The sequence below is a fragment of the Pseudomonas sp. TJI-51 genome (assembly GCF_000190455.2).
Taxonomy (GTDB): Bacteria; Pseudomonadota; Gammaproteobacteria; order Pseudomonadales; family Pseudomonadaceae; genus Aquipseudomonas; species Aquipseudomonas juntendi.
This window is the reverse complement of sequence record NZ_AEWE02000031.1, coordinates 13,945-32,909: the sequence shown is the minus strand read 5'-3', so window position 1 is coordinate 32,909 and position 18,965 is coordinate 13,945. Positions and strand designations below refer to the sequence as shown.

Sequence of the window (18,965 nt, the reverse complement as noted above, 5' to 3'; positions counted from 1 at the left end):
AAATAGGACTTCAAATGACGAAAGAAATCGACAAAAAAGCCAGGATAAAACCTGGCTTTTTTGTGCTTGGAATTTAGCCTTCGTTCTTGCGAGGCGTTTCCGCATTGCTTTCTCCAGCCAGACCCTCGGCACCTTGTACGGTACGTTTCCAATGGCACAGCATGAGCTGGCTGGCGTTCGCTTCGGTGATCGCTGTACATGCTAGATCAGCGGGCAGACCATCCTTGCTGTCTCGCAAGCGCCTGGACAGATAGAACGAGCCATCCTGCGGCCACTTGGCAGGATCCTTGATGTTCTCGGACTTTCCGCTGCTGTAAAACTCCGACGAGTATGAGCGGCGGCCAGGATAGATCAGGGGAGCGGAATGAGCAGACTGCACATTGAGCCAGGCTTGAACCACATCTCGCTGATTCTGAGGTCGCTCCTCAAGTACCCCGGCGTAGATGATGCCCGCACCGATGATTGGTAACACCAATGCACTCGCCGCGGCAGCCCATGTAGTCTTCGGGCCAACATCGCTGATCCGTCCGGATAGCAGCAATGCCCAGGCTGGCAGCGCAGGTAGCAGGTAGGTCCACAGAATGTTGCCTGCAAATGTGAAGAAGACCGGTGTCGCCAAGGCCCACAGCCAGAGGTAAGCCTCGAAGCGCTGCATTGATTCACGCTTGCGGATCAGTAATGGTAAGAAAAAGGCCCACGGCAGTAGCGACAGTCCGAGCTGGATCCAGATGGTGCCATATGGCTTGGCATGAGCACTGCCGTATAGGTCGCCCGCCCAGTTACTGACGACGTAGCGGCTCCAGTGCTCACCAACGAAGAAGTACTCCATGAAGCCGGGCGTTTTCATCTCGGCCGCGACATACCAAGGCACGGATATACCGAACATGAGTACAAGGCCGCTGATCCAGGGAAGCCTCAGTACCCGTCCCCATTCCTTGTAGATAACGAACCAGGCGAATGCCGGCGCCCCCATAAGCACTAGGGTCAGAGGGCCTTTGGCAAGCAAGCCCAGCCCGAGACCTGCGAACATCAGGTAGGCATCCGCCTTGCTGGCGCACTTCATCCAACGCCAGAAACCGTAGCTGGCCAGCAGAATCGAGAACGACAAAACAGGGTCGGTCAGCACGACACCGCTGGAGACTAGGCCAAGGGTGGTGCTGGAAAAGATAATGGCGGCCCAGATGCCGGCGTTACGGGAAATCTGCTGCGTGCCGAGTTTGATGATGATGAAACAGCTTGCCAGGTGCAGCAGCCACGCCGGGAAACGCGCAGCGAACTCGTTAACGCCGAAGACCGTCATGCTTGCGGCCTGGGTCCAGAAGGACAACGGTGGCTTGCCCCAGAACGGTACCCCGTAGTCGAACATGGGCGTGATCCAGTCATTCAACTCGACCATCTTGCGAGCCATTTCAGCGTAGCGAGCCTCCGATGTGTCCATCAGTGGATAGATGCCCAGCCCCACCAAACGCAAGAGCAAAATCGAACCCAGGATCCACCACAGCGTCCGCTCGTTTTTCAGGCTCAGCATTTCTTACCCTCGATCGAGGCCATCGAAGGGTGGAGTGACACGGGATCCGCCTTGCTGCTGTGCTTCAGGAAATAGAGAGGCCGGCGCTTCACTTCCGCGAGTGTCACGCCCAGGTACTCCCCCACCATGGCGACACCGACGCACATGAATGAAGCCATTCCGACGATCAGGTGATGGATGTCGAAACTTCCTGCCACAAGCGACGCAAGCATGTAGCAGATGCTGGAGACGAAAAGACCGAAACTGATGAGGCTGAAAATGCGCAGCGGTTTGCGAGAGAAGCTGACGATGCTTTCGATGGCCAGATTGAACAGGCCAGCTGCATTCCACTTGGTGCTGCCGGCATGGCGAACGGTGCGATTGTAGGGCAGCTCGATGGTACGGAAGCCTACCCAGCCGATCATGCCTTTGAGAATCCTGGAGCGTTCGTCCAGCGCCCGCAGTGCTGCCAGCGGCGCAGGCCCAATCAATCGGAAATCGCTGACATCGGCCGGCATGTCCACCTTCTCCACCAGGCGCTGCATGACCCAGTAGTAAGCCCGGGCACTCATGCGCTTAAACCACGAATCACCGACTCTCAGGTTGCGTTGCATGTTCACCACGTCGTAACCGCGTTGCCAGTGGTCCACCATGGCCGAGATGAGCTCTGGTGGGTCCTGCAGGTCGACATCGATGAAGATCAGCGCACTGCCACGGGCATGGTCTATCCCGGCGCTGAGTGCAGCCTCTTTGCCGAAGTTGCGACTCAGGGACAGACAACGTACAGATGACCCATCCTGATAGTGGCGAAGAATGTCGGCCGTTCGGTCGTTACTGCCATCGTCGATATAGAGGATTTCGCAGGAGACGGGTAAGCGCTTCACGACGCGGGTGATCCGCTGGTGGAACTCGGGGATGGTTTCCTCTTCCTGGAAGCAAGGGACGACGATGGTTAACAAGGGATCAGGGCGCTCGGGAAAGCGATGTAATGTCTGCATGATTGAATGTCCAAAAACGATGTGCAATGAATCCAAGTGCAGTGAGGCTTAAGGTCACTACAAGTTGGGAGATGAGCGGTGACAGATTCGACTTGATGAGGAACCACATACCCACGCCATTGCCGAAGTTTGTGGCTAACGCGACCAGTGCAAACCTGACAGGCTGAAACTTACGAGAGCCATCTGACACAAAGCAGAGCGCCCTATTTCCAATAAAGCTTGCGATAGCGCCAACCATGCCTCCACAGATACTGGCTAGCAATGGAGTAGATAATTCTGTCGTAACCAGCACTAGGAACACCGCATAATGGATTCCCGTTGCTATGAAGCCGATCCCCAGATAACGAATCAGTAAGGTAGTAAGAGGTAGGGTTTGATTTTCCATGCCCAAAGCCTATGGAGGCAAAGGTGAAAAAAAAGTGAACCAAATGTAAATGCGTAATTGGCTAAATTTAGATCTGCCAAGTAATGAAATTGGCGCGCTAGGCTAGCACGCTACAATATCAGCAAGATTGCTCGAAAATTACGCTTTCGAAATAAAACCTTCCGATAACGCATGCATGACCTGCGGATTACAATGCTGACAAGATAAGGAAATGCTGGGTGGCATTGAGATAGATTCCCCGAATTAAGGGGGACCCAATGGTTACACAAAATGAAACATTTACAAGCAGCGTTGTTCCTTACAGTCCTGACATATTGGATGATCTGCCAATTGATGATCAGCTGGCCGTAGAGTTTTTCGCAACAGCACGTTGTGCCAGTTTCAAACAGGCTGCCCGGGGGCTCAATGTGCCAGTGGTAGGCCTTCGGAAACGCTTGGAGAAACTGGAAGAGCACATTGGTGCTCCCGTGTTTGTATACAAACACAACAAGCTTGCCCTGACCCGCACTGGCGAGAGGGTCAGCCATTACCTGTGCCAGCTCTTCGGCCCAGACGGCCTTGGCAAGTCCGGTGAAAAGGAAGTCCCCAGGCTTACCATCGCGATCACGGAGCCAGTGTTGAGCGACATCGTAAACCGCGATCTAGTCGCCTACGTGCGCGATCATGCCGAAATGCAGCTTGAAATCCATTCAGAGTGCACAACGCAGATGCTCTCTGAGTGTGAAGTCGATGTGGGTATCGCTTTCGTGAGCCCAGATGATGAGGGCGCGTTTGATCGCCATCCTACGTATAGGTTTGAACGGCTTGGCCGGATTGGGCACTCGCTGTTCATTTCCAGCCGCTACTCAAGAAGCGTCACCCTTCCAGTGCAGAGCCTGGATTTGCACAACTTCATGCTCGTTATCCCTTGGGATGAAGAGATTTTGGCGGGCTCACGAAAGTGGGCATCGATAATGGCTGAGCATCAGGGCGGTACCACTCGGGTAAAGAACTATAACTTATCCCGTGGCCTTGTCGTAGGAGGCGCGTGTATCGGTGTGCTGCCCGACTATAGTCGAAAGATGGAGAGGAATATTCTGCCGGTGCCGGGTTTTTTGGACGATCTGGAGGAGAAAGATGTCTATCTTGTTATCAAAACCAAGCTTGCCCGCAACCCGCACGTTCTGGAAATCCGTAGATTGATCAAGAAGAGCTTCTTTGATAAGAAGGACTGGCTTGTTCGGTAACAGTTTTGTTAGGTTTCAAACTCTCCTGTTAACACTACAGAAACACAACTGTCATATTCGCTTGCAATCTAGTCAGAGTGCTTAGAACAAAGGCATCTTGTTACAGCAGGTGACAACCGTGGCCTGCTCCCATCTGCAAGATAAATTTAGGCCGACGAAGGGCGAAATACAACGTCGGTAGCTAAGCACTTAACATACGAGAGGCAAGCAATGATCCGTTCTTCGAACATGCGGGAAAAGCTGTTGGCTGCCGCAATAATAGGCACATTTTCCTCGCAAGCATTCTCCGGAACAGTAACCACTGACGGAGCTGACATCGTTCTGAAGACCAAGGGCGGTCTTGAAGTATCGACTTCTGACAAGGAATTCAGTTTCAAACTGGGCGGTCGCGTTCAGGCCGACTACGGCCGTTTCGATGGTGTCTTCACCAAGAATGGCGATACCGCTGACGCCGGCTACTTCCGTCGCGCCTACCTTGAGCTCGGCGGCGTTCTGTACCGCGACTGGAAGTATCAGCTCAACTACGACCTTTCCCGCAACACGGGCAACGACTCCGACGGTTACTTCGACGAGGCCAGCCTGACCTACACCGGTTTCAAGCCCGTCCAACTGCGATTCGGTCGTTTCTACACCGACTTCGGTCTTGAGAAAGCCACCAGTTCGAAGTGGACCACTGCCATGGAGCGGAACCTCTCGTACGACCTGGCGGACTGGATCAACGACAACGCCGGCATGGGTGTTCAAGCCACCAGCACCATCGCTGACATGGCTTATGTCTCCGGTAGCGTTTTCAGCGAAACCAACAACAACTCGGATGGCGACAGCACCAAGCGCTACAACGCACGTGCCGTGTTCGCACCGCTGCACAGTGATGGCAACGTCCTGCACGTCGGTGCTCAGTACGCTTACCGCGACCTCAAAAACAGTGCGGTCGATACCCGGATTCGTTCGCGTCTTGGCGTTCGCGGTGTAGATACCAATGGCGGCGGCGATGCCGGCACCAACGGCAACCGCATGCTGTTTGGCGGTGCCGCCGCACAAGATGGCCTGTGGAAGGACGATTCGGTCTGGGGTCTCGAAGGTGCCTGGGCCACCGGCCCGTTCTCGGTGCAAGCGGAATACCTTCGCCGCAAGCTGAAAGCTGACCAGGCCAACAGCGACATGAAGGCCTCTGGTTACTACGCCCAGATGGCTTACACCCTGACCGGCGAGCCGCGTATCTACAAGCTCGACGGTGCCAAGTTCGACACTATCAAACCAGAGAACAAGGAACTGGGGGCCTGGGAAGTTTTCTACCGCTTTGACGATATCAAGGTCGAAGACGGCAACCTGGTCACCGCAGCGGATCAATCGAACGAGCGCAAGGCCAAGAGCCACACTGTGGGTGTGAACTGGTATGTCAACGAGGCAGTGAAACTCAGTGCCAACTACATCAACGTGCGTACTGACAATAACGAGAACACCGTGGGCGACGACAGCGGCAATGCAATCGTGACCCGCCTGCAATACGTCTTCTGATCCCTCTCATCAGTCTGACGTGAGAAAGCCGGAAGCGCTCAATGTGCTTCCGGCTTCCCTGTTTCTGACGTGATCGAGCTTGGAGCGTCCTCCTCCTACCTGCTCTCGCTCACCTGATGACCTCTCTTGCCAAAACTCGGCGAATCTGGTGTGATTGCCGCGTCGGGTTTTGCATGGTGGCCGTGCAAGCAAACCAAACCTGACTCCTACTCATGATTGAACCTGATTCGACGTCCAGCTTCGCGTCTAACGGCCCTACAAGCGCAGCTACCCCAACGTCGCTCATTAGGGGATAGTCATGTCTGCCAAAAAGCTGCTTCAACCTCTCGCTGCTCAGCTGCACGCCTCATTCTCGGCTTCCGGTCGCCCGTACGCTCACCAGCACATTCACCAGTTGCTCCACGCTGCCATTGGCTCCGTCTCCCCAGAAGTTGACTCCCAAGACAATCTGCCAATCCAGGTATGCCGTGACAGCGACAGGCAGTACAACCTCTACGAGACGATTGAGCGGGCGAAAAAGTGCTTGGGATTGACCGATCTTCAAGCAGTCGGCGTGGCTGAAGAAGTCATCGAAGTACTACGAGCTGCAGGGATAGGCGTGAACCAGGTTCGCCTGCTCCTCGACCCCTCCTTCACCTCGAAGACTCGTAAAAAGGCATTCAAAGCCCTTTGCAAGAATCTGGATCTGAACGAGCTCGGCGATCGATTCGTCCCGAAAACGGCGACGCTGGCCATTGCGGCGGGTATGGCACCGCCTCCGAAAATCACGTGGAAAGATCGCTTCGCACTGGCTGCAGATTTCCCTATACGGGGACAGAGCCAGCTCGTCGAAATGGTGACTCGAAGCGAGTGCTATCTGTGGGTATTTCCGCCGACTGATCATCAAGCTACGGCTTCGGCGAGTCACGACCGCTATTTCGGTGAACAGACCCATCCGAGCGCTGAGATGGGCATGGGGTTCACTATCATCGATTCCGGATCGACCCGCCCTAAATTTCCGATGCTCTCCAAACAGCCGGAAGAGACCTTCATCCAGTATTCACTTTCGGCGCCGATGTGGTTCTGGCGCGCACAAAGTAACACCTGGCGGCTGGGAAACATCCTGCGCTCCAAGATCCTTGACGGGGCTCCTTGGCATAACGAGCCCTTGAGCGATGTGCTGCCAGGTGGTCTGAAGTCTCTGCCGCGGATTTATGGGTGCACCACCTGCCAAACGCTGTTCGTCGAGAAACACAGCGGCTATCCGGATGTACCCACTCAGTGCCAATGCGGTGAGGCGAGCAGCACGCGTGACCAAAACGAGTCACCTGCTCTCAATAGCTGATTTTCCTTACGGTGGCGGGCTATGCCCCCCGTTAGGGATTGGCTATGGGAGCGGGATTCGCTCACCCCAAACCTGAAGGCGCCGCCATCTAACCGAGCGATATGAGCTGAATGCTCGCGGAGTAGATATGCAGAACAGTACCAACAAACAAGACACCCTGGCGGCGATCAATGCACTTGTGGAGATTGCGTATGATCAGGGATTTGCGAACGGACAAGGGGTCGGCAATCAAGTCGGTTTCGTAGCCGGTGTCATGAGTCTCAAAGCTGCGTTGGCCTGCGGCTTAAGGCACGGCTCACCTGAGTGTGGGAAGGCCCTTGAAAGCCTCAAGCGCATCGGGATCGACGAGTGAGAAAAGTACGGGTCGTGCGCTGATCGCGCACGACCCGTACTTCTACTTCAAGTCATTTCCCTGCTTAGCTTCATGATTGAAGCTCAGGGATCAGGAGCTTCTGCGGTAGGCCAACAACCGCAAGGCGTTGAAGACGACCAGCAGTGTGGAGCCCTCATGGATCGCAACGGCGGCACCAATGCTCAAGCCCATGATGGTAGACGGAACCAAGATGGCCACAATCCCCAAGCTGACGAACAGGTTCTGGCGGATGATCGATCGCGTGTGACGGCTCAGCCCCACCGCAAATGGGAGTTGCCTGATGTCGTCAGCCATAAGCGCGATATCAGCCGTTTCCAGGGCGACATCAGATCCGGCAGCCCCCATTGCGATGCCAACGCTCGAATTGGCCATGGCAGGGGCATCATTCACGCCGTCACCCACCATGGCCACCCTGGCGCTGAGGCGCAGGTTCTTGATGGCCTTGACCTTGTCTTCCGGCATTAGGTCTCCCCACGCCTCATCTAAGCCAACTTGTTTGGCTACCGCCTCTGCAACGCGGTTGTGGTCCCCAGAAATCATGACCATGCGGTCGATGCCCATCTCTCTGAGTTTCTGGAGTGCCTCTTTGGCACCCTCTCGGGGTGTGTCCAATAGCCCGATAGCGCCCAGATCCTTGTCAGCGCGACGTACCACCATGGTTGTGCGGCCCGACTGACGCAGACGCTCCGCAGCCTCCAAGGCTGCCTTGCTCAGTGCGGGAATACCATTGGTACCGAACATCTCGACCTTGCCAATCCAGACGAACTGCCCATCAAGCTCGGCACGTACGCCGCGGCCAATCATGTTGCTCATGTTCTTGGCTTGCAATCGGCGCCGTGTGCCAATCATCTCTTCACCGTCACGCACAATTGCCGCAGCCAGCGGATGGTCGCTCATCGACTCCACAGCGATGGCGACGTTTAGTAGATCCTCGATCTGCGTGCCGCCTACCGGTATTACATCGGTGATGCGTGGGCGCCCTTCGGTCAGGGTACCGGTCTTGTCGAATGCCATGGCATTCAAGGAGCCGAGCTCTTCAAGCGGTGCACCGCCCTTGATCAGCACGCCACCTCGGGCTGCCCTGGCGATGCCAGATAGAATGGCGCTTGGTGTTGCGATCGCCAGCGCGCAGGGGCTGGCTGCAACCAGTACGGCCATCGCCCGGTAGAACGAGTCACGGAACGGCTCATCAAGGAAAATGCCGGCAAATAGCAGCCCGACTACCAGCAGCAAAACCAACGGGACGAATATGCGTTGGAAGCGGTCCGTGAATCGCTGGGTCGGTGACTTCCTGACTTCGGCTTCACTGACCATCTTGATGACCCGCGCCAGGGTACTTTCCGTAGAGCGCCGTGTTACCTCAACCTCGATGAGCGTTTCGCCATTGATGGTACCGGCGAAGACTTTCGAGGCTGCATCCACTGCATCTGGCTTGCTGCGTGCGAGTTCGGCATCAGGGACAGGTTGCTTGTCCACGGGGACGCTCTCACCGGTTACTGGCGCCTGGTTGATACTTGAGGAGCCCACTACAACAAAACCATCGGCCGGTAGGCGGTCATTGGGGCGCACGATGACAACGTCACCGGGAACCAGCAGCTCCACAGGCATTTCCAACGTGCCATTTGCTCTGCGTACGATCGCGGTGGCTGGTGCGAGCTTGGACAGTGCCTCAATCGCTTTCTTGGCCCGCCCCATCGCGTAGCTTTCAAGGGAATGCCCCAGACTGAACAGGAACAGCAGCAGAGCCCCCTCCGCCCAGGCGCCAATGCTCGCGGCACCGGCTGCGGCGAGAAGCATCAGCGAATCGATCTCGAAGCGTTTCTGGCGGATGTTGCTGATCGCTTCCTTGGTGGTGAACCATCCACCGAACACATAGGCCGACACGTACAGAATCAGGGGCAGTCGATCAATCAGGTCAAGTTGTCCTGCGAGAGCTCCGGCACCCAGGAGGGCACCACAGATCAGCGCGAAAATCAGCTCCGTGTTCATGCCAAAAATGCCGCCATGCTCATGGCTATGACCTTCATGCCCAGCTTGGTCATCAGGGCGTTCAAGCAAACTCTTCATAACTCGTCCCTTCTGGGGTCAAGGCTTCCAATTGCCCTCTGCAGTTGGGAGCCGTCGCGGTTGGTTAGCTAAGACCTATTGCACGGTTTGCCCCGGCCCAGGCGTTAACATGTCAAAACCATGGGGCATCGGGCGTAATAAAAAATGCCAGGCACTGCCTGGCATTTATGAATTCTCTAATTGTTCTGTTCAAATCGTTTACTACTTGTTGTTGATGCATTGCGAATACATCGAGTAACGAACAGTCTTGAGCGTGCCCTGGGAGTCCTCGAAGGTCATCAACCGTGGGTAGACCTGGCAGGTACGTGGGTCCTGCGACTGACGTACGAACTTAGCAACGTCTATCTTCATGCCATATTTGTAATCCTGAATCTCTGGCATTGGCTTGCCATTTTTCTCCGCGTACTTGGCCACTGCGGTCTGGTGCTCCTTGGTGTATTGCAGCTGCTTGCTCTCGGAAAAAGTGTTGGCCTGCGAAGCCACCGAGAAAACAACAAGTGCAGCAGCGATAATTAGCTTTTTCATAAAACCCTCTCAATTTCAAAACTTCTCGGGCGTAACCTTAGCAATGCATAGGCATCACCGGCATGACGAGAAACTTACAATTTTGAAAGGTAAGTGCATCTACTTCACTTTAAACAAAAAAGCCCACAACACGTGTTGTGGGCTTCTCTTTAGCGGAGCCTGTTAGCTAACCACTTCGGCCTCGTCGCCGTCTTCATCCTTGCGGTGTGCCCAGTAATACAGGGCAGGCAGTACCAACAAGGTCAATGCGGTGGAGGACAGGATCCCGCCAATCACCACAGTCGCCAGTGGCCGCTGAACTTCTGCACCGGTACCGGTGGCCAAAGCCATCGGGATGAAGCCCAGGGAAGCTACCAAGGCAGTCATCAGAACAGGTCGCAGACGGGTTAATGCACCTTCATCGACTGCCTGCCTGAGCGTTCGCCCTTCCTCCCTTAGCCCGCGGATGAAGGCAATCATCACCAGGCCGTTCAGTACTGCAACGCCGGACAGTGCAATGAAGCCGACACCTGCCGAGATCGACAGTGGGATGTCCCGCAACCACAACGCCACAACACCACCGGTGAGTGCGAATGGAATACCGGTGAAGACCAGCATGCCGTCCTTCAGGTTGTTGAACATCAGGAACAACAAGGTCATGACCAGCAGCAAGGCGACTGGAACAACGATCTGCAGCCGTTTGGCAGCCGACTGCAGCTGCTCGAACTGGCCACCCCAAGTCGTCCAGTAGCCCGCAGGGATTTGCACCTTCTGATCCAGCGAAGCGGTCGCCTCCTCAACGAAGGATCCCAGGTCACGGCCTCGAACGTTGGCACTGACAATTACCAGACGCTTGCCGTTCTCGCGGCTGATTTGGTTCGGGCCCAGTTGCAGGTCCAGATTAGCGACCTGCGACAGCGGGATGAAACCGATCTGGTTGGCACCCTGAGCCGCATTGGCAGGCACCGGAATCAGCAAACTGGACATCCCCGCTACGTCGGTGCGAACGGTCTCAGGCAGGCGCACTACCATGTCGAACCGACGGTCGCCCTCATACAGCGTGCCGGCCTGGCGACCACCCACGGCGATAGCGATCGAGTTCTGAACATCCGCGATGTTCAGGCCGTAGCGTGCTGCTTTCTCGCGGTCGATGTTGATTGTCAGCACCGGCAGGCCGGATGTCTGCTCAACTTTCACTTCCGACGAGCCCGGTACCGCTTTGAGCGCTGCCGCGATCTTGTTGGCGGTGTTGTTGAGCACGTCCATGTCATCGCCGAAGACCTTCACAGCGACATCACTACGCACGCCCGAAATCAGCTCGTTGAAACGCAGTTGGATTGGCTGCGACAACTCGTAGTTGCTTCCTGGAACACCCGCTGCGGCCTTCTGCACCTCAGCAATCAGCTCATCGCGAGGCTTCTTGGGGTTAGGCCACTGATCCTGAGGCTTGAGCATGATGTAGGCGTCGGAGGCGTTCGGTGGCATCGGGTCAGATGCAATTTCCGCGGTACCCGAGCGTGCGAACATCCGCTCGACTTCAGGCACCTGCGCTATTACCGCTTTCTCCAGACGCTGCTGCATCTCGACGGACTGAGTGAGGCTCGTTCCAGGCACACGCATGGCCTGCATCGCAAAGTCACCCTCACTGAGGCTTGGGATGAACTCGCTACCCATACGACTTGCCAGCACACCACTGAGCACGACCAAGGCTACTGCGGCCGAGAAAGCGATGTTCCGATGTCCCAGCACCCATTGCAGAACCGGCTCATAGCGCAGTCGAGCTGTGCGCATGACCACGCCTTCCTCTTCCTTCACCTTGCCAGTGACGAACATGGCAATAGCTGCAGGAACAAAGGTAACGGACAGGATCATTGCGCCCAGCAGAGCCATCACAACGGTGAACGCCATAGGGTGGAACATTTTGCCTTCGACGCCGGTGAGGGCGAAGATCGGCAGGTACACCACCATGATGATCAGCTGACCGAAGATCAGCGGCCGGCGAGCTTCTCGCGCCGCGGCAAAGACCTCGTGGAAGCGTTCGGTTTTGGTGAGCATGCGGCCATGCTTATGCTGCGCATGAGCCAGTCGACGGATCGCGTTTTCTACAATAACCACGGCACCGTCGACGATGATGCCGAAGTCGAGTGCCCCCAAACTCATTAAGTTGGCACTGACCTTGTTGTTGAACATGCCTGTGAAGGTGAAAAGCATGGACAGCGGAATCACCATCGCGGTGATCAGGGCTGCACGGATGTTGCCGAGGAACAGGAACAGAATCGCGATTACCAAGATCGCGCCTTCTACCAGGTTCTTCTTCACCGTCGCGATGGCTTTTTCAACCAGGTTGGTACGGTCGTAAACGGTCACAGCCACCACGCCCTTTGGCAGGGTGCGGTTGATGTCCGCCAGTTTGGCGGCGACAGCTTGAGACACAGTACGGCTGTTTTCACCAATCAGCATGAACACGGTACCGAGCACGACTTCGCGGCCGTTCTCAGTAGCAGCACCTGTGCGGAGTTCTTTACCGATGCTGACGTCAGCAACGCTGCTGATGCGAATCGGTGCACCATCCACGCTGGTGATCACGATGTTGGCGATGTCTTCGATGTTGCCTACCTGGCCGGGCGCACGGATGAGCAACTGCTCACCATTACGTTCGATGTAGCCGGCGCCGACGTTGGCATTGTTACTTTCCAACGCTGCGACCAGGTCATTGAGGGTAAGCTTGTAGGTAGCCAGGCGCTTAGGATCTGGCGCAACCAGGAACTGCTTGGCATAGCCGCCGATGGTATTGATCTCGGCTACACCCGGGACGTTGCGCAGCTGAGGCTTGATGATCCAGTCTTGGATCACGCGCAGGTCGGTCGGGGTGTAAGGCGTACCGTCCTCTTTGACCGCGCCATCTTCGGCTTCAACGGTCCACAGGAAGATCTCGCCGAGGCCGGTAGATACCGGGCCCATAACGGCCTCTACGCCTTCTGGCAGCTGTTCCTTCGCAACCTGCAGCCGCTCGTTGATCAACTGGCGGGCAAAGAAGATGTCAGTGCCATCCTTGAAGATCACGGTGACCTGAGACAAGCCAGAGCGAGACAGGGAACGGGTCTGCTGAAGGCCCGGGAGACCGGCCATGGCCGTTTCAACTGGAAACGTGATCCGTTGTTCGGTTTCCAAAGGCGAATAACCAGGCGCTGCAGTGTTGATCTGCACCTGGACGTTGGTGATATCGGGTACCGCATCGATGGGCAGCTTTTGATAGCTGTAGATACCGATACCCGCCATGATCAGAACAGCGATCATTACTACGATGCGCTGCTCGATGGCGAATCTGATGATACGTTCAAACATGAGAAATCATCCTGTCAGTTCGCATCAGTGACCGTGTTCGGCAGAAGCTTTGCCGAGCTCGGACTTGAGTGTGAAGCTGCCACTGGTTGCTACCTGGGCGCCGGCTTCAATACCGTCGATGACTTCCACGTACCCATTGTCGCGACGACCCAGTTTTACCGGGCGGGTGTCAAACCCATCTGGGGTGCGTACGAATACCGAGGGTTTGTCTTCAACGGTCTGGACTGCGTGCTCAGGGACCGCTACGGCAACTCGATCAGTCTGGGAAGTGACCGCAATGTTCACGAACAGGCCTGGACGCCAGGCACCGTTGGGGTTGGTCAAGGTGACGCGGACAGTGGCTGCGCGGTTTTGCTCGCCCAGCAGGCTCCCGACATAACCCACCTTCCCTTCGACCTCGACATTCATGTCAGGCGAAGAGACTTTCACCGCACGACCAGTCGTGACCTTGCCCAGATCTGTAGGCGGGACGGCGAAGGTTGCCCAGACCTGATTCAGGTCAGAAAGGATGAAGGCGTTGGTCGCCTCGCTGACGACTTCGCCAACGGTCAGGTGTTTCTCCACCACCACGGCGTCGAAAGGAGCTCGGAGTTCGTAACGATTACCGCCAACGGAGTTAACCGAAGCACCGATCGCACCGACCTTCTGCTTGGCGTTGGCCAAGGAGATCTCCGCTTCTTGCAGCGCTTGGCGTGCTTGGAGGTAGTCTTGCTCCGCGGAAATCTTGTCCTGCCACAGCTGCTTCTCACGCTCGAAGGTCACTCGCGCCAGTTCGACGCGACGCTGTGCGGCCTGTTGTTCGCTGCGCAGGTCAGAGATCTGCTGGCTCGCGATTACAGCGAGGACCTGACCCTTTTTGACCGTCTCACCCAGGTCGGCTTGGACAGTCTCTACAACGCCAGGAACACGAGGAACCACGTGGGCGGTCCGGTCTTCATCGAAGCGAATTTCGCCCGGGAAGCTCACGACTGTACCCAAGTCACGCGGCGCTGCAGCTTCCAGGGCAACGCCGGCAGCCTTGATCTGCTCAGCGCTAAGCGTCAGCTTGCCCTCTTCTTCACCGCCCTCTTCGCTGTGGCCTTCTTCACCATGGCCCTCATCACCCTCCTCTTTGGCGGCAGATGCGGCTTTCTTTTCGTCGCCATGGCCATCGTTAGCGCCATGCTCGGCGGTACTAGCGGCCTGCTGTCCAGAACTGTTGTTCCAGGCAAGGCTGCCAAATCCGAGGGCTGCCACAGCGGCTACCGCGAGGGCGATCTTGCGTTTGTTATCCATTGCTACTCCTGCTGATCGTAGGCACCGGCTTGTTCAAGGCTGTGTGCCGAAGAAAATGTTTGGCCCGTTCAGCGAGCGCCGGCAGTTGAGCCGACTTCGCCATAAACCCTTTCCACCTGCGCACGCGCATTGGTCGCCGCTGCCAACGATTCGAGATATTGGCCACGAGCGACGATCAAGGTGCGCTGGGCATCCAGCACTTCGATGAAGCCGAATTTGCCCATCTCGAAGCCGCGGGTTGCGGTATCTACGGCTTGTTGGGCTGACGGCAGAATGGTCTTGTCGTAGGACTCGACCTCCTGCATGGCGGTGGACCACTGGTTCAACGCGGTTTGGGTTTCGGTGCGCAGCCGCAGCTCCACAGCATTGCGCTGGTCTCGGGCCTGATCTGCACGACGAGAAGCGGAAAGAATGTTGCCCTGGTTGCGATCAAACAGCGGCAAAGGCATAGAGACGCCCACAGTGTTGACACGCTCGCGCACAGAGCGGTCGTACTGGCTACCTACGCTGACGGTAAGGTTCGGGATACGCTGAGCTTTCTCTGAACCGAGCGAGGCATCGCTCTTGTCGATCTGTACCACGGCCTGGCGCATTTCTGCGGTCTGATCGAGCTTCGCCAGCAGCTCTTCAGTCCGCGGTGGCAGTCCCGGGGAGAGGGTTGGCGATTCGAGTCGATCAAAGACGGTGACCGAGCTCCCGGTAATTTGAGCGAGTTGCTGGTAAGCGGTCGTCTTTTCGGTTTCGGCACGTCGAACTTGCAGCTTTGCTTCGGCCAGTTGTACTTGGGCGCGGGTGGCCTCTACTGGAGACGATTTACCTGCGCGAACACGACCATCGACGATGCGGAGACCGCGCTCAGTCAGTTCGAGAGATTGCTTGGCCAGGTCAAGGCCTGTCTGGGCCCGCAATGCGGCGTAGAAGGCCTGTACGACGTCTGCCCGCAGACCGTTCACGCGACGGTCCAACTCCAGCTGTGCGGCGGTCTGCCCGTAAGTGGCGACGTCAACACGAGCTCCCCGCTTACCACCCAGCTCCAGGGTTTGGCTAAGCGACACGGTCGTCGTGCTGGTGTTACGACGGGTGTCTTCCACGTCGTACGAAATAGTGGGGTTGGGGATAAGCCCGGCCTGCTTGCGAGCACCATCAGCGATGCCAATCTCTTGCCGGGCCGCGGCCAGGTCAGGGTTGGCATCCATGGCCGTCGAAAGCGCCTGGGGCAAGCTGATGCTTTGAGCAAGAGCTGCAGGTGCCATCAATCCAGAGATGACTGCACAGAGTGCAGCGATCTTCCAGGGCGAGACGGAGGTCTTGGATAAGACATTGCGGTTATACCGGGGCACTTTGATGGTCCTCGTGCACAAACTTCGATAAAGCTTGGCGAGAACGCCGAAACAGCTGCCAAGCCCCACTTGATTAGGTGATGGCACTCTAATGAGCGGTAGCTATCAGAGGGGTGGCTAGAAAATTACAATTTCGTAAGAAAGTCCTGTAATGCCCGAAAATACTGGGAAACCAAACCCGGCACTAGGATTTCGTTACAAGCAACGGAGATGGCAAACACGCGGTGCGAAGGCGCCGAATAACAGGCAGATGACGAAATTGTAATTGTCCTATCACCCTCCCGTTATCTTCGGCCTGCAAATATGAGCTCGCGCTACGCTAGGCGCGCCGCCGGGTCAGAACAATTAACGACACCCGCGCCGGTAAACATAATAAAAACTGCCGTGAATCAAAGGAGCATCGGATGAAAATCAAAGTACCACTGTATTTGGCGGCAGTTTCTGCGCTGTCTGGAAGCTACGCTATTTCGGCACAAGCTGAAGACAAGCCAGAAGGCTTCATTGAAGGCAGCAGCCTTACAGTGTTGAACCGTAACTTCTACTTCAACCGTGATAATCGCGACAGCACCGCCCCCACTTACAACAGTGGCAAGGGCAATACCAACGGCTACTCCGAAGCCTGGGCGCACGCGATCATCAGTAAATTCAACTCTGGGTTTACCCAGGGTACCGTTGGCTTCGGCGTTGATGCCTTCGCCATGATCGGCCTCAAGCTCGACACCGGTGATGGGCGCAACGGCGGCCGTAGCTCCTTCGACGTGCTACCCGTTGATAACAAGGGCGAAGCTCGCGACGAATACACCAAGGTCGGCGGTGCAGCCAAAGTCCGCTTGTTCGATACCATCGTGAAAGTAGGTGATGTTTTCCCATCGACTCCGGTCGTTGCATCCGGTGACTCTCGCCTGCTGCCAGAAAGCTTCCGCGGCGTGACCGTTGAGAACACCAGCATCCAAGGCCTCACCCTTCAGGGTGGTCGACTGCACGCCATGAGCCAGCCAGTCTCCAGCAACCTGAACGACAACTTCGTGACCTTCTACGGCGGCCCGGTCAACTCGCCATGGATCGGTTACGGTGGTGGTGACTACTCGATCAACGACAACTGGACTGTGAGCGTCTACGCCAGCCAGCTGAAAGACGTCTGGAATCAGTACTACGCCGGCACCAGCGTTGTTTACCCGCTGAGCGACGATCTGGCGCTGATCGGTGGCTTCAACTACTACAAAGCCGTAGATGAAGGTAAGAAGCGCCTGGGTGAATTCGACAACAACATCTGGAGTGCCAAGGTCGGCGTGCGTTACGGCGCCCACACCCTGGCCCTGTCGCACCAGCGCAACAACGGCGACGACGATTTCGACTATCTGCGTCAGTCGGACTCGATTTTCGTCGACAACTCCATCCAGTACAGCGACTTCAACTCGCCGAAAGAGCGTTCCTGGATGCTGCGCTATGACCTGAACTTCACCAGCTACGGCATCCCAGGCCTGACGTTCATGACCCGCTACGCCAGAGGCTCGGGCGCGGATTACTCGAACGCTAACCAGTTCTACATGCGCACCGACGACAACGGCAACCCGCTCGACAATCAGAAGCGTTGGGAGCGTGACGTCGAAGTCAAATACGTTGTGCAAACCGGTCCGACAAAAGACTTGTCCTTCCGGTTGCGCCAGGCAACCACGCGTGCCACTGCTTTCGAATCGGATCTGGATGAAACTCGTGTAATCATCGAGTACCCGCTTTCGATTCTGTAATTCGCTGAGCGGGCCAGTCTTTCGACGGCTGGTCCGATTAGTAAAACGAGCATTACGAATTCACCTTGAGTGGCTTAATTGCTCCTTTGGTAAAAGGTGGATATTTGGCGCCCATTGGGCGCCTTTTTTTTGCCTAAAATTCAAGTAAGCGTTCGATTGTACGCATTGCATGCCGGTGAAGTTCATGACTACACCAATGACCAGTCTCCTCAACATGAGCGACCTCGCCGTCATCCGAACGGAACGAAGCTAGCACAAAGAAGAAAATAACCCAGTATTTCATATGGTCAAATCATCCGCTGGAGAGAGGGCCCGCAACTGTCAAACCCAAGCCGCGACAAGATATACCTCCAGACTATCAACTGTATTACCTAGAAATTACAAATCCGTCATTTGAACCCCAACACGCTCATTTTGATTTACCATCCATTTCAATAATGCCGGCGCGCGTGCGCGGTTAATTGCTCAGTGATATCGAGACATAATCCCATGCGAATTCTGGTAATTGAGGATGAAGTAAAAACTGCGGAGTATGTGCGTCAAGGCCTTACAGAGTGTGGCTATGTCGTAGATTGCGTCCACACCGGATCAGATGGATTATTCTTGGCCAAGCAGCATGAGTACGAGCTGATTATCCTCGATATAAACCTACCAGAGATGGACGGTTGGCAGGTCCTTGAGTTGTTGCGCCGTAAAAACTGCCCGTCCCGCATCATGATGCTGACGGCGAGAAGCCGATTGGCGGATAAGGTCCGGGGGCTGGAGAACGGCGCAGATGACTATCTGATCAAACCATTTGAGTTCCCAGAGCTGCTAGCCCGGGTTCGCGCCTTGATGCGCAGGTCAGATCACCCCGCATCTGTGGAGGTCATTCGCGTGGCCGATCTGGAACTTGATCAAAGCCGGCACAGGGCATTCAGGGACGGTCAGCGTATTGATTTGACCACCAAAGAATTCGCGTTGCTGCACTACTTGATGCGTAACACCGGGGTGGTACTGAGCCGTACGCAGATTATCTCTCAGGTTTGGGATATGAATTTTGATTGCGACACGAACGTTGTAGAGGTGTCGATTCGAAGACTCAGAGCCAAGATAGATGACCCCTTCGAAACCAAGCTGATACACACACTTAGAGGCGTAGGGTATGTACTTGAAAAGCGTTAATTGCCAAACTATATAGTATCGAGATCGGCTAACTAATTCCGTCGCAAACGTGCCTACTGAACTGGATTTTACTATTTACGACCCGCGGCGCTGATTCCTTACCCCGCAAATGAGGTAGGCTGTGCATGAGGTATAGCATTGATTATCAGCAGGTCTCGGAGGATCAAGAGTTTGTCAGGCCTGATGACCGC

General features: G+C 55.8%; 14 protein-coding genes. 6 read left to right on the top strand and 8 right to left on the bottom strand.

Translation table 11 applies throughout. The annotated features are described in order from the left end of the window. Nucleotides 1–73: 73 nt before the first annotated feature. From G1E_RS07135 to G1E_RS27370, 3 genes are read right to left on the bottom strand one after another with little or no spacing between them, the layout of a single operon-like run. Entirely contained in the window at nucleotides 74–1,528 is a 1,455-nt protein-coding gene (locus G1E_RS07135) for a glycosyltransferase family 39 protein (protein WP_003253448.1), read from the bottom strand. Further along, nucleotides 1,522–2,505 carry a glycosyltransferase family 2 protein gene (locus G1E_RS07130; RefSeq protein WP_003253446.1) on the bottom strand — a complete coding sequence of 328 codons (984 nt, stop codon included), beginning with the start codon at nucleotides 2,503–2,505 and terminating at the stop codon, nucleotides 1,522–1,524. Before G1E_RS07130 ends, G1E_RS07135 begins: the two co-directional genes overlap by 7 nt. Beyond that, nucleotides 2,471–2,890, bottom strand: a complete 420-nt coding sequence (locus G1E_RS27370; RefSeq protein ID WP_003253444.1) for a GtrA family protein — start codon at nucleotides 2,888–2,890, stop codon at nucleotides 2,471–2,473. The genes G1E_RS07130 and G1E_RS27370 overlap by 35 nt, the downstream gene beginning before the upstream one ends. 257 nt (nucleotides 2,891–3,147) lie before the next feature. Here G1E_RS27370 and G1E_RS07125 point away from each other — a divergent pair, with 257 nt between their 5' ends. The 4 genes from G1E_RS07125 to G1E_RS07110 all read left to right on the top strand — a co-directional run bounded on the left by G1E_RS07125 (nucleotide 3,148) and on the right by G1E_RS07110 (nucleotide 7,310). Then, on the top strand, nucleotides 3,148–4,116 hold the full coding sequence (locus tag G1E_RS07125) for a LysR family transcriptional regulator (protein WP_009682003.1): 969 nt from the start codon (nucleotides 3,148–3,150) through the stop codon (nucleotides 4,114–4,116). Between the two features lie 210 nt (nucleotides 4,117–4,326). Then, on the top strand, nucleotides 4,327–5,634 hold the full coding sequence (locus G1E_RS07120) for an OprO/OprP family phosphate-selective porin (protein WP_003253440.1): 1,308 nt from the start codon (nucleotides 4,327–4,329) through the stop codon (nucleotides 5,632–5,634). A 298-nt stretch (nucleotides 5,635–5,932) separates the two neighbouring features. Then, nucleotides 5,933–6,958 (top strand): hypothetical protein, encoded by a 1,026-nt coding sequence (locus G1E_RS07115; protein ID WP_003253439.1) that lies wholly within the window; start codon nucleotides 5,933–5,935, stop codon nucleotides 6,956–6,958. A 127-nt stretch (nucleotides 6,959–7,085) separates the two neighbouring features. Further along, nucleotides 7,086–7,310: a hypothetical protein gene (locus tag G1E_RS07110; RefSeq protein WP_003253436.1), complete on the top strand. Its 225-nt coding sequence runs from the start codon at nucleotides 7,086–7,088 to the stop codon at nucleotides 7,308–7,310. A 90-nt stretch (nucleotides 7,311–7,400) separates the two neighbouring features. Here G1E_RS07110 and G1E_RS07105 read toward each other — a convergent pair whose 3' ends face one another. From G1E_RS07105 to G1E_RS07085, 5 genes are all read right to left on the bottom strand, one after another. After that, nucleotides 7,401–9,398: a heavy metal translocating P-type ATPase gene (locus G1E_RS07105; protein WP_009682002.1), complete on the bottom strand. Its 1,998-nt coding sequence runs from the start codon at nucleotides 9,396–9,398 to the stop codon at nucleotides 7,401–7,403. A gap of 201 nt (nucleotides 9,399–9,599) precedes the next feature. Further along, nucleotides 9,600–9,923, bottom strand: coding sequence for a DUF2790 domain-containing protein (locus tag G1E_RS07100; protein ID WP_003253432.1), 324 nt, complete (start codon nucleotides 9,921–9,923; stop codon nucleotides 9,600–9,602). Nucleotides 9,924–10,085: 162 nt separating this feature from the next. Further along, nucleotides 10,086–13,247, bottom strand: a complete 3,162-nt coding sequence (locus G1E_RS07095) for a CusA/CzcA family heavy metal efflux RND transporter (protein WP_003253428.1) — start codon at nucleotides 13,245–13,247, stop codon at nucleotides 10,086–10,088. 24 nt (nucleotides 13,248–13,271) lie between these two features. Then, a complete protein-coding gene (locus tag G1E_RS07090) occupies nucleotides 13,272–14,522 on the bottom strand; it encodes an efflux RND transporter periplasmic adaptor subunit (RefSeq protein ID WP_003253426.1) in 1,251 nt (416 codons plus the stop codon). Between the two features lie 68 nt (nucleotides 14,523–14,590). After that, nucleotides 14,591–15,862 (bottom strand): TolC family protein, encoded by a 1,272-nt coding sequence (locus G1E_RS07085; RefSeq protein WP_016712696.1) that lies wholly within the window; start codon nucleotides 15,860–15,862, stop codon nucleotides 14,591–14,593. Nucleotides 15,863–16,266: 404 nt separating this feature from the next. Between G1E_RS07085 and G1E_RS07080 the strand changes: the two genes are divergently transcribed. Continuing rightward, a complete protein-coding gene (locus G1E_RS07080; RefSeq protein ID WP_009682001.1) occupies nucleotides 16,267–17,610 on the top strand; it encodes an OprD family porin in 1,344 nt (447 codons plus the stop codon). 489 nt (nucleotides 17,611–18,099) lie between these two features. Continuing rightward, nucleotides 18,100–18,774, top strand: a complete 675-nt coding sequence (locus G1E_RS07075) for a heavy metal response regulator transcription factor (protein WP_003253420.1) — start codon at nucleotides 18,100–18,102, stop codon at nucleotides 18,772–18,774. Nucleotides 18,775–18,965 lie beyond the last annotated feature (191 nt).

Excerpts from the sequence above, each read along its gene's own strand:
- G1E_RS07135 (WP_003253448.1), bottom strand. The coding sequence starts at position 1,528 with ATGCTGAGCCTGAAAAACGAGCGGACGCTGTGGTGGATCCTGGGTTCG.
- G1E_RS07130 (WP_003253446.1), bottom strand. The coding sequence starts at position 2,505 with ATGCAGACATTACATCGCTTTCCCGAGCGCCCTGATCCCTTGTTAACC.
- G1E_RS27370 (WP_003253444.1), bottom strand. The coding sequence starts at position 2,890 with ATGGAAAATCAAACCCTACCTCTTACTACCTTACTGATTCGTTATCTG.
- G1E_RS07125 (WP_009682003.1), top strand. The coding sequence starts at position 3,148 with ATGGTTACACAAAATGAAACATTTACAAGCAGCGTTGTTCCTTACAGT.
- G1E_RS07120 (WP_003253440.1), top strand. The coding sequence starts at position 4,327 with ATGATCCGTTCTTCGAACATGCGGGAAAAGCTGTTGGCTGCCGCAATA.
- G1E_RS07115 (WP_003253439.1), top strand. The coding sequence starts at position 5,933 with ATGTCTGCCAAAAAGCTGCTTCAACCTCTCGCTGCTCAGCTGCACGCC.
- G1E_RS07110 (WP_003253436.1), top strand. The coding sequence starts at position 7,086 with ATGCAGAACAGTACCAACAAACAAGACACCCTGGCGGCGATCAATGCA.
- G1E_RS07105 (WP_009682002.1), bottom strand. The coding sequence starts at position 9,398 with ATGAAGAGTTTGCTTGAACGCCCTGATGACCAAGCTGGGCATGAAGGT.
- G1E_RS07100 (WP_003253432.1), bottom strand. The coding sequence starts at position 9,923 with ATGAAAAAGCTAATTATCGCTGCTGCACTTGTTGTTTTCTCGGTGGCT.
- G1E_RS07095 (WP_003253428.1), bottom strand. The coding sequence starts at position 13,247 with ATGTTTGAACGTATCATCAGATTCGCCATCGAGCAGCGCATCGTAGTA.
- G1E_RS07090 (WP_003253426.1), bottom strand. The coding sequence starts at position 14,522 with ATGGATAACAAACGCAAGATCGCCCTCGCGGTAGCCGCTGTGGCAGCC.
- G1E_RS07080 (WP_009682001.1), top strand. The coding sequence starts at position 16,267 with ATGAAAATCAAAGTACCACTGTATTTGGCGGCAGTTTCTGCGCTGTCT.
- G1E_RS07075 (WP_003253420.1), top strand. The coding sequence starts at position 18,100 with ATGCGAATTCTGGTAATTGAGGATGAAGTAAAAACTGCGGAGTATGTG.